General features: G+C 63.1%; 8 protein-coding genes. All 8 read right to left on the reverse strand.

What is annotated here, in order from left to right; genetic code table 11:
* Positions 1-35: 35 nt before the first annotated feature.
* Positions 36-1,700 (reverse strand): glucose-6-phosphate isomerase, encoded by a 1,665-nt coding sequence (gene pgi, locus GYA94_RS05665; RefSeq protein ID WP_161891945.1) that lies wholly within the window; start codon positions 1,698-1,700, stop codon positions 36-38.
* Between the two features lie 148 nt (positions 1,701-1,848).
* Positions 1,849-2,712, reverse strand: a complete 864-nt coding sequence (gene panC, locus GYA94_RS05670) for a pantoate--beta-alanine ligase (protein WP_054913925.1) — start codon at positions 2,710-2,712, stop codon at positions 1,849-1,851.
* A complete protein-coding gene (panB, locus tag GYA94_RS05675) occupies positions 2,709-3,509 on the reverse strand; it encodes a 3-methyl-2-oxobutanoate hydroxymethyltransferase (RefSeq protein WP_054913924.1) in 801 nt (266 codons plus the stop codon). Before panB ends, panC begins: the two co-directional genes overlap by 4 nt.
* A 262-nt stretch (positions 3,510-3,771) precedes the next feature.
* Positions 3,772-4,251, reverse strand: coding sequence for a 2-amino-4-hydroxy-6-hydroxymethyldihydropteridine diphosphokinase (folK, locus tag GYA94_RS05680; RefSeq protein WP_110679065.1), 480 nt, complete (start codon positions 4,249-4,251; stop codon positions 3,772-3,774).
* Positions 4,248-5,636 (reverse strand): polynucleotide adenylyltransferase PcnB, encoded by a 1,389-nt coding sequence (locus tag GYA94_RS05685; protein ID WP_161891946.1) that lies wholly within the window; start codon positions 5,634-5,636, stop codon positions 4,248-4,250. The genes folK and GYA94_RS05685 overlap by 4 nt, the downstream gene beginning before the upstream one ends.
* Before the next feature lie 830 nt (positions 5,637-6,466).
* A complete protein-coding gene (locus GYA94_RS05690; RefSeq protein WP_054913922.1) occupies positions 6,467-7,912 on the reverse strand; it encodes a sigma-54-dependent transcriptional regulator in 1,446 nt (481 codons plus the stop codon).
* 4 nt (positions 7,913-7,916) lie between these two features.
* The gene (locus GYA94_RS05695) at positions 7,917-10,892 is read right to left on the reverse strand and encodes a sensor histidine kinase (RefSeq protein WP_029886588.1); all 2,976 of its coding nucleotides are present in this window, start codon (positions 10,890-10,892) and stop codon (positions 7,917-7,919) included.
* Positions 10,876-11,052, reverse strand: coding sequence for a hypothetical protein (locus tag GYA94_RS05700; protein WP_003250005.1), 177 nt, complete (start codon positions 11,050-11,052; stop codon positions 10,876-10,878). The genes GYA94_RS05695 and GYA94_RS05700 overlap by 17 nt, the downstream gene beginning before the upstream one ends.
* Positions 11,053-11,210 lie beyond the last annotated feature (158 nt).

The raw sequence follows: 11,210 nt of genomic DNA on the forward strand, positions 1-11,210 counted from the left end.
GGCGTGCCCGCGAAGCGGCCGGCACAGGCCTGAGATCACCCGCGATGACGGCCGCGGAAGTAGTTGATCAGGCCTTGGGTGGAACCATCTTCGGCGCTGTCGTCCAGGCTGCCGACCAGGCGCTGGTACACGCCCTTGCCCAGCTCCTTGCCCAACTCGACGCCCCACTGGTCGAAGGCGTTGATGCCCCAGACCACGCTTTGCACGAACACCTTGTGTTCATACATGGCCACCAGCGCCCCCAAACGGCGTGGGCTGATGCGCTCTACCACCAGGGTGTTGCTCGGGCGGTTGCCCGGGATCACCTTGTGCGGGGCCAGCTTTTCGATGTCTGCTTCGTTCAGCCCTTTGCCACGCAGCTCGGCTTCGGCTTCTTCGCGGGTTTTACCCAGCATCAGGGCCTGGCTTTGCGACAGGCAGTTGGCGTACAGCCACTGGTGATGGTCGGCGACCGGGTTGAAGCTCACGACCGGCACGATGAAGTCGGCCGGAATCAGCTGGGTGCCTTGGTGCAGCAACTGATGGTAGGCGTGCTGGCCATTACAGCCGACGCCACCCCAGATTACCGGGCCGGTTTCGGTTTTGACCGGGGTGCCGTCCTGCAGCACGCTCTTGCCGTTGGACTCCATGTCCAGCTGCTGCAGGTGCTTGGTGATGTTGCGCAGGTAATGGTCGTAAGGCAGGATCGCATGGCTGCTGGCGCCCCAGAAGTTGCCGTACCACACGCCCAGCAGGGCCAGCAGTACCGGCATGTTCTTGTCGAACGGCGCGGTCTGGAAATGCTGGTCCATGGTGTAGGCGCCGGACAACAGCTCCTTGAAGTTGGCCATGCCGATGGCCAGGGCGATCGGCAGGCCGATGGCCGACCACAGCGAGTAGCGCCCCCCCACCCAGTCCCACATCGGGAAGATGTTCTCTTCGCGGATACCGAAGGCCACCGCGGCAGCCTTGTTGCTGGAAACCGCAATGAAGTGGCGGTACAGCTCGGCCTCCGAACCGCCCTGGGCCAGGTACCAGGTACGCGCAGCCATGGCGTTTTTCAGGGTTTCGAGGGTGTTGAACGACTTCGACGAAACAATGAACAGGGTCGTTTCGGCGCGCAGCTTGGCCGACAGTTCGTGGAACTCGCTGCCGTCGATGTTGGCCAGGTAGTGGCAGCGTACACCGCGCTGCGCGTAGGGCAGCAGGGCTTCGGAAACCAGCTCCGGGCCGAGGAACGAGCCGCCGATGCCGATGTTGACCACGTCGGTGATCGGCTTTTCGCTGTAGCCACGCCACAGGCCGTCATGGATGCGGCCAACCAGTTCAGTGATCTGGTTGAGTACCTTGTGCACTTCCGGCATGACGTTCACGCCGTTGACGCTGAGTTTGTCGCCAACCGGCCGGCGCAATGCGGTATGCAGCACCGGGCGGCCTTCGGAGGCGTTGATGATTTCGCCACTGAACATCGACTTGATAGCGTCCTGCAGGCCCACTTCGTTGGCCAGGTTGACCAACAGATCGCGGGTTTGCTCGGTGATCAGGTTTTTCGAGTAATCGAGAAACAGGCCGCAAGCGCTAAGGGAAAACTGGTCGAAGCGTTGGGCATCGGCGGCGAAGGCGTCGCGCATGCTGAAGCTCTGCATGGCATCGCGGTGTTGCTGAAGCGCCTGCCAGGCGGGCAGCGCCGTCACATCGTGGGGTGTACGGTAATACGCCATTGCGCGGGGTTCCCTTAATGCGTGGTGAGGCCTTTGACACGGCAGTCATTGCCGGGTTCAGGCTGCATCATTATAGGCAAAGGTCACGCGCTGGGAATGGCTGTGGGACGGGGATTTTGAGGGGGCTGCAAAGCAGCCCCCAAGGCCTTTATGCGGTTTTCTCTTCCACATGCAGGTACAGATTGTCGATCAACCGGGTGTTACCCAGGTAAGCCGCCGCAATCACCACAAGGTCGCGATCATCGATCACCGCCGGGCGCAGGCTCACGGCATGGCGCACTTCCAGGTAATCTGGACGCAAACCCGCGGCAACCAGCTGCGCCTGCCCTTGGGCAACCAGCGCGGCAAAATCCCGCTGCCCGCGGCCAATGGCCGAAGCGATATGCTGCAGCGTACGGTACAGCGCGGGCGCGGTGGCCCGCTGCTCGGGCGTGAGGTAACCATTACGCGACGACAGCGCCAGGCCATCGTCGGCCCGCACGGTGGGCTCGCCAATGATCTGGATCGGCATGTTCAGGTCGCGGACCATGGCGCGGATCACTGCCAGTTGCTGGAAGTCCTTTTCACCGAACACCGCAAGGTCTGGCTGGACCATGTTGAACAGCTTGGTGACCACGGTGGCCACACCTTCGAAATGCCCTGGCCGGCTGGCGCCGCACAAGCCTTCGGAAAGCTGGGGAACACTGACCCGGGTTTGCACGCTCATGCCGTCGGGGTACATCTCTGCCACGCTGGGTGCGAACAAAAGGTTGCAGCCGGCTTGCAGCAGGCGCTCCTGGTCGGCGGCCAAGGTACGCGGGTAGCTGTCCAGGTCTTCGTTGGCACCGAACTGCAGCGGGTTGACGAAGATGCTGGCGACCACGAAATCGGCACGCTGCGCGGCCTTGGTGACCAGGGCCGCGTGGCCGCTGTGCAGGTTGCCCATGGTCGGCACGAAACCGATGCGCTTGCCCTCACCGCGGGCACGGGCTACTGCTGCGCGCAGTTCGCGGACGGTCTTGACTGTATTCATGCACTGAACCCGTGTTCGCTGCCTGGGAAACTGACTTGCTTTACGGCCTCGACGTAAGCAACGAGGGCGCTGTGGATATCCGGTTGGCCCTGCATGAAGTTCTTCACGAACTTGGGCACCCGGCCGCTCAGCGACAGGCCAAGCATGTCGTGCAGCACCAGCACCTGGCCATCGGTGGCACTGCCGGCGCCGATGCCGATCACCGGAATACCGACCGCGTTGGTGATTTCCGCGGCCAGTTCGCTGGGTACGCACTCCAGCAGCAGCATGGCTGCACCGGCCTGTTCCAGAGCAATGGCATCAGCGCGCATCTGCCGGGCCTGGGCTTCCTGGCGGCCTTGCACTTTATAGCCGCCCAGTACGTTGACGGTCTGCGGGGTCAGGCCCAGGTGCGCACACACCGGTACGCCACGCTCAGCCAGCAGGCGAATGGTTTCTGCCAGCCAGGCGGCACCTTCGATCTTGATCATGTGGGCGCCTGCCTGCATCAGCGTGGCGCTGTTGGCAAAGGCCTGTTCCGGGGTGGCATGGGCCATGAATGGCAGGTCTGCCAGGATCAGCGCGCCGTCATTGCCACGTTTGACGCTGGCGGTATGGTAGGCCATGTCGGCCGTGGTCACCGGCAAGGTACTGTCGTGGCCCTGCAGGACCATCCCCAGCGAGTCGCCCACCAGCAACACTTCAACACCGGCCTGGCTGGCGACTTTGGCGAAGGTCGCGTCGTAGCAGGTCAGCATGGTGATTTTTTCACCCTTGGCCTTGAGGCCATGCAGGGTGGTCAGGGTTACTTCAGGCATGTAGGAAATTCCTCGTTCAGGCGCTGTAAAAAACGACTGCATTCAACGCGTGTAGTCATCTTCCGGAGCGGCACATCATCGCGCGTGATGTTCGGGCACAGGTCCGTCCGGGCCTAAATACGGGTATGCGGCAGTCAGTTGCCACACGGGACGCCTATAGTCGTGAGCGAGGTGGGGGAAGTCAATCACCCTGTTACCGCATTGTTACGATCAGGGTGTTACTGGCGTTACCGGGCCGGTGCAACGGGCTGGAGCACCCGGTTTACAAGCGCTCCAGGCCGACGAATGGGCAAGCCTCAAGCAGCTGCGCAAGGGCGCGGCCATCGGCCAGGCGGAAGTCGCCCGGTACCAGCTCGGCCAGCGGGTACAGTACGAAGGGGCGGGCATGCATGTGGTAATGCGGCACCTTCAAGCGGGGCTCGTCGAGCACCTGGTCGCCGAACAGCAGGATGTCCAGGTCCAGCGTGCGTGGGCCCCAGCGCTCGGCGCGCACCCGGCCCTGGTCGTTCTCGATGGCTTGCAGGGCATCGAGCAAGGCCAGCGGTGCCAGCTGGGTGTCCAGCGCCGCGACGGCGTTGGTATAGCGTGGCTGCCCGGGCAACAGCGAATCGCTGGTGTAAAAGGCAGAGGCTGCTACCAGGCGCGTGGCCGCGACCTGGTCCAGCGCCTGCAACGCGCTGCGCAACTGCTCGGCCGGTGCAGCCAGGTTGCTGCCCAGGCCGACGTAGGCGCGCGTCGTCACTCGAATGCCTCGTCGCCAGCGCGCTTGCGTTTGCTGCCGCTGCGCTTGCGTTTACGCGGGCCGGCAGTGCTGCCTTCGTCACGGTTGCCCAGGTCGCGGATCATCTCGCGGCGCTCGCTGTCGTTGGCGTCCTGGTAATCGGTCCACCATTGCCCCAGGTCGTCGGTGTCTTCGCCCGCGCTTTCACGCAGCAGCAGGAAATCGTAACCGGCACGGAAGCGCGGGTTGTCCAGCAGCATGTCGGCGCGCTTGCCGCTGCGGCGTGGCAGGCGCTCCTGCATGTCCCAGATTTCCCGGATTGGCAGGGTGAAGCGCTTGGGGATGGCGATGCGGGCGCATTGCTCGGCGATCAGGTCGTGGGCTGCGCCATTCATGGCCGGAATCGGGGGTACGCCCTGGCTCTGCAAATGCAGCACGCGGGCTGGCAGGGCAGGCCACAGTAGCGCGGCGAACAGGAACGCCGGCGTTACCGGTTTGCCCTGCTTCACCCGCAGGTCGGTGTTGTTCAGTGCCTGGCTGATGAGCGTGTGGGTATAGGTCGGGCGCTCTTCCAGCGCGTGCGCACTAGCCGGGAACAGCGGCTCGAACAGCTCCAGGTCGACCAGCATTTCAAAGGCGATGGCACCTTGGCCCGACAGGAACAGCTTCAGGCTCTCTTCGAACAGGCGCGCTGGCGGGATTTCGCGCAGCAGTGGGGCCAGTTCGCGGATCGGCTTGAAGGTGTGCTTCTCGATACCGAAGTCCAGCTTGGCCGCAAAGCGCACTGCGCGCAGCATGCGCACCGGGTCTTCCTGGTAGCGGTGCGTCGGATCGCCGATCAGCCGCAGCAGGCGGTTGCGAACATCGTGCACGCCGTTGGCGTAATCGAGAATGCGCTCGCTGACCGGGTCGTAGTACAGGGCGTTGATGGTGAAGTCGCGGCGCTGCGCGTCTTCTTCCAGGGTGCCGTATACGTTGTCACGCAGGATGCGACCACTGGCGTTATGCGACGAACGGTGGCTGTCATTCTGGTCATCTTCCGTATGCGGGGCACGGAAGGTAGCGACTTCGATGATTTCACGGCCGAAATGCACATGGACCAGCTTGAAGCGGCGGCCAATGATGCGCGCATTACGGAACTCGGCACGGACCTGTTCAGGGGTGGCACTGGTGGCAACGTCGAAGTCTTTCGGCGTAATGCCCAGCATCAGGTCGCGGACGCAGCCACCGACCAGGTAGGCCTGGTAACCGGCAGCCTGCAAGCGCTCGACAATGTTCACCGCGTGGCGGCTGAACTGGTGGCGCTGCAACGAGTGCTGGCTCTTGTTGATCACCTCAGGCGTGGTGCGCCTGTGGTGCTGGCCCGGTACGGGCGGGCGGAACGACTGGAACAGCTTCTTCAGCATGGGATGCACTGTTTGAAGGAATGTTCGGCCAAGAATAGGAGAATGGCCGCATGATGGGCGGGGATTCTAGCATTTACTCAGGGAATGGTGTAGGCGGGTAGCAGGAAGCCTGCGGGAATCGCAGAAACGACAAGGGGAGCCTAAGCTCCCCAAGAAGTGTCGTTGCGTGCTCTTATTATTTTTTTGCCGGGCTTTTTGTTTTTGTTGAGTGCCCTGCCCACAAAGCCTGAAGCTTGTGGACGACCCCCAAACCGGGGGTAAAGAGCAAACGGATTGCTTTGGCCGCTGATGTCACGTTGATCTGTCGATCCAACCAGTTCAGGCGCTGCTTTTTAGTGCAGTTTTTGTTGTTCTCTGCCTGGTCGTGGGGCAAGCCCCAAACACGCATCCTCTCCAAAAGAATCAGTTAGCTGCGCCTCCGCCGTCTTGTTTTTATTGTGCGTGAGCCGTTTCGTCTTGTTCTTATTATGAGTTGCAGTGCTTGTTATTGTTCTTGTACCAGAGATATAGCAGGTGCCGTGCCAACTTTTGAAAAACCAGTAAAATCAATGGGTTGGTGGATTCTGCAGGTTTGTGGCAGGCCCGCAATGTGGAATTTTCGTTACCGTACGCCTCGGTGACTGTTACGGCGCAGAGGGTGGGTAACAGATTTTTGCGGCGGCAGATGTGTTACCTGGGGTGTGGTGGCTGGCCGTTTTGCGGGCTTGCCCGCTCCCACAGGATCACCGCGGGCTGCAAGGTTGCGCCGTGCTTATGGGAGCGGGCGAGCCCGCGAACAGGCCGGTGAGGCTGGTAGAGAAGGGGCAGGAGGAACCTCCCACCCAGGCAGGTCAGTTATCGCTGGTGGCGTTGCTCTTGCGCCGCGGAATGCCCAGGCGTTGGCGGCGTTCCCACAGGCATTTGCGGCTGACGCCGAGCTTGCGGGCCAGTTCGGTCTCGGTCATGTGGTCCTGGTGCTCGAGCACGAAGTGCTGGAAGTAGTCTTCCAGGGACAAGTCCTCGGTCGGCTCGTGGCTGGCATTGGCCGCGCTGGCCACCGCCAGGGCGTTGTCGAGAATATCGTCTTCTTCCAGGTCGCTCAGCTCGATGTCGATACCCAGCAGGTCGGCAGAAATTTCTGCGCTCTCGCTGAGAATGACCGCGCGCTCCACGGCGTTTTCCAGCTCACGTACGTTGCCCGGCCAGCTGTAGTGACGAATGGCCTGTTCGGCTTCGGCAGAGAAGTGCAGGTCATCCCGGCCGATGCGCGCACTCTGGCGGGCCAGGAAGGCACTGGCGATTTCATTGACGTCGCTGCCGCGCTCGCGCAGCGCGGGCAGCTTCAGGGCGATCACGTGCAGGCGGTAGTACAAGTCTTCGCGGAACTGGCCGGCCTTGGCCAGGTTCTTCAGGTCGCGGTGGGTCGCGGCGATCAGGCGCACATCGACCTTTTGCGACTGCACCGAACCGACCCGGCGAATTTCCCCTTCCTGCAGCACGCGCAGCAGGCGGGCTTGGGCTTCCAGGGGCAGTTCGCCGATTTCATCAAGGAACAAAGTACCACCGTCGGCGGCCTCCACCAGGCCCGCACGGCCGGCACTGGCGCCGGTGAACGCGCCTTTCTCGTGGCCGAACAGTTCGGACTCGATCAGGGTTTCGGGGATGGCCGCGCAGTTCACCGAAATCATCGGCGCCTTGGCGCGCCGCGACAGGTTGTGCAGGGCGCGCGCCACCAGCTCTTTACCGGTACCCGATTCGCCCTGGATCAGCACATTGGAATCGGTTGGGGCCACCTTGCGGATCTTGCTGTACATGTCCTGCATGGGCGGGCACGAGCCGATGATACCGATGTCGCCATTGGCCGCTGCCGGGGCCGCTTTGTCGGCAGGGGCTGCCTTGCCGGTGCTGGCGCGGGGCTCGGCAGCCGGTGCCGCAGCCGGGGCGTTCTGCCGGTCGCGCAGGATGCGGGCCACCGCTTGCAGCATTTCGTCGTGGTCGAAGGGCTTGGCGATGTAGTCCACCGCGCCCATCTTCATCGAGTCCACGGCTGAGCGCAGGCTGGCGTAGCTGGTCATGATCAGCACCGGGGTGCCTTGGCCGAGCTTGATCAGCTCGGTGCCGGGTGCACCTGGCAGGCGCAGGTCACTGACGATCAGGTCGAAAGTGGCAATGCTGAAGCGTTCCTGGGCTTCCTGCACCGAGCCGGCTTCGCTGACCTGGTACTGGTTCCGCTCGAGCAGACGACGCAAGGCCGAGCGGATGATGGTTTCGTCTTCGACGATCAGAATGTGCGGCATTGATTCAATTCTCTCGACGGTCTCGAATTTCAGGGGACGTCGCTACGACATGCCGGGGCAGGGTCACGCGGATCCGGGTGCCACGTTGCCGTTCGATGTCGGCCGGGCTGTCGATGGTGATTTGCCCATAATGCTCTTCCACGATGGAATAGACCAGAGCGAGGCCCAGTCCGGTTCCCTCGCCGGGGTCCTTGGTGGTGAAGAACGGCTCGAACAGACGGTCCTGGATGTTCTTCGGGATGCCGCTGCCCTCGTCCTCGACGATCAGGTCGACGGTGTGCTCGCTCACCTCGCTGCGCACGCGCACTGCGCTACCGGGCGGCGAGGCGTCGCGCGCGTTGGAAAGCAGGTTGATCAGCACTTGGGCCAGGCGCTGCGGGTCGCCTTCTACCCAATGGTCGGGGTCGCAGAGGTTGAAGAACTGTACTTCGAAATTACGCCGGTTCAACGCCAGCAGACCAATGGCGTCCTGCGCCACTTCGGCCAGGCACACCGGTTCCTCGCTGTTCTGGTGGCTGCCACCGGCATGGGCAAAACTCATCAACGACTGGACGATGCGTGACACGCGTTTGGTCTGGTCGAGGATCTGGCTGGACAGCTCGGTGATTTCGCCGTCGCCTTCACGCTCCTCGCGCAGGTTTTGCGCCAGGCAGGCGATGCCGGTGATCGGGTTGCCGATTTCGTGGGCCACGCCGGCGGCCAGCCGGCCGATGCTGGCCAGGCGCTCGGAATGCACCAGCTTGTCTTCCAGGGCCTGGGTTTCGGTCAGGTCCTCGACCAGCAGTACCAGGCCGCTGTTACCGGGGGCCAGTGGTTCATCGATGGCCGCCTTGTGCAGGTTCAGCCAGCGTGGCTGGCCATCGAGTGCCAGGCGTTGTTTGTGCAGATGCTCGTCGGGCACGTTGATGAAGCCCTGCAGCAGCCCGCGCCAGGGCTCGGCGATGGTCACCAGGCGTGAGCCGACCACGTGCTTGGCGGCAATGCCGGTGAGCTCTTCCATGGCCTTGTTCCACATGAGGATTTCCTGGTCCTTGGCCAGCGAGCAGACGCCCATGGGCAGCTCCTGCAAGGTCTGGCGGTGGTAGCGGCGCAGGGCATCGAGCTCGGCGGCCAGGCCGGTCAGGCGCGAGTGGTAGTCTTCCAGGCGGCTTTCAATGAAGTGGATGTCCTCGGTGACGTAGTTCTCGTTACCGGACTTGTACGGCAGGAAGGTCTCGACCATGTCCTGAGCCACGCTCGGGCCCATCAGGCCCGACAGGTTGGCCTCGATGCGGTCACGCAGGCGGCGCAGGGCGTATGGCCGGCGTTCGTCGAACGGCAGGTAAAGGTCGCGCAGGGCCTGCTCCACTTCCTTTTGCGCGGCTTTGGCGCCCAGCGGCTTGGCCAGTTGGGTCGCGAATTCCTGGGGCGAGGCTGCGTGCAGTTCGCGGCGCTGTGGGCGGCGCACGTTGTCCACCGCGCAGGCTTCTGCGGCGCTGACCTCTTCGGTGCTGGCGTTGGTGAACAGCGAAATCAGGGTGAACAGCAGCACGTTGGCCGCCAGCGAGGCGATGGCCGCCATGTGCCAGCTGGTATCGTCCAGCACGTAGATCATGTCCAGCAGCGGGATATAGAAGCCTTGCAGGTTGCCCAGCAGCGGCAGCAGCATGGTCACCATCCACACCAGCGTGCCGGCCAGCAGCCCGGCGATGAAGCCGCGGCGGTTGGCGGTCGGCCAGTACAACACGGACAGCACGCCGGGCAGGAACTGCAGCGTGGCCACGAACGCCACGATGCCCAGGTTGGCCAGGCTCTGGTGGTTGTTCTGGGTCAGGTAGAACATGAAGCCGGCGGTGATGATGGCGACGATCAGTGCGCGGCGGGTCCATTTCAGCCAGCGGTAGATGTTGCCCTCGGCCGGGGGCTGGTATAGCGGCAGCACCAGGTGGTTGAGGGCCATGCCCGACAGCGCCAGGGTGGTGACGATGATCAGGCCACTGGCCGCCGACAGGCCGCCTATATAGGCCAGCAGGGCCAGTGCCTGGTTGTTGGCGGCAATGCCCAGGCCCAGGGTGAAGTATTCGGGGTTGGTACTGGCGCCCAGGCGCAGCCCGGCCCAGAGTACCAGCGGCACGGCCAGGCTCATCAGCAGCAGGAACAGCGGCAGGCCCCAACTGGCGCTGACCAGCGAGCGTGGGTTGAGGTTTTCGGTGAAGGCCATGTGGTACATGTGCGGCATGACGATGGCCGAGGCGAAGAACACCAGCAGCAGGGTGCGCCACGGGCCTTCCTGCAGCGGGGTGTGCAGCGCGGCCAGGGCGGTCTGGTTCTGCAGCAGCCACACTTCCAGCTCGTGCGGGCCGCCAAACACGCCATACAGGGCGTACAGGCCGATGCCGCCCAGTGCCAGCAGCTTGATCACCGACTCGAAGGCGATTGCGAACACCAGCCCTTCATGCTTTTCGCGCGTGGCGATATGCCGTGAGCCGAAGAAGATGGTGAACAGGATGATCAGCGCACAGAACGCGAAGGCCACCCGGGCCTTGACCGGCTCACCGGTAAGGATGCTGATCGAGTCGGCCACCGCCTGGATCTGCAACGCCAGCAACGGCAGTACGCCAATCAGCATGATAAGGGTGGTCAACGCGCCGGCCCAGGTGCTGCGGAAGCGGAACGCCAGCAGGTCGGCCAGCGACGACAGCTGGTAAGTGCGGGTGATCTTCAGGATCGGGTACAGCAGCACTGGCGCCAGCAGGAATGCACCGGACACCCCCAGGTAACAGGCAAGGAAGCCGTAGCCGTACTGGTAGGCGAGGCCCACCGAGCCGTAGAACGCCCAGGCGCTGGCGTATACGCCCAGCGACAGGGTGTAGGTGAGCGGGTGGCGAATGATGGCGCGCGGGATCAGCCCACGCTCGCTGACCCAGGCTACGCCGAACAGCACCATGAGGTACCCGGCGCTGATCAGGATCATCTGGGTCAGGCTAAAGCTCATCGGCATCTCGTTGGCTCTGCAGGATGAAGGTGACGACGATCAGGATCAGCCAGAGCAGGTACGGGCGGTACCACGCTCCGGTCGGTTCGATCCACCAGTCCATGATGGCCGGTGAGAACAGGTAGATCCCCACGACCAGAAGCAGGACCAAACGATAGATGTACATGCTGGCCTCGATGGTTGGGCGCTGCGGGTTTGAACTTATTATTGGCGCAAATGATTGGGCGGATGCTAGCGGGAATCGCTGAGGTTAGCCAAGGGTTTGAATTTGTTGGGCTTTTGATTTGAGGGGAAGATGGCCTGTTCGGGCCCTATCGCTGGCAA

Source organism: Pseudomonas juntendi (assembly GCF_009932375.1).
Classification (GTDB): Bacteria; Pseudomonadota; Gammaproteobacteria; order Pseudomonadales; family Pseudomonadaceae; genus Aquipseudomonas; species Aquipseudomonas juntendi.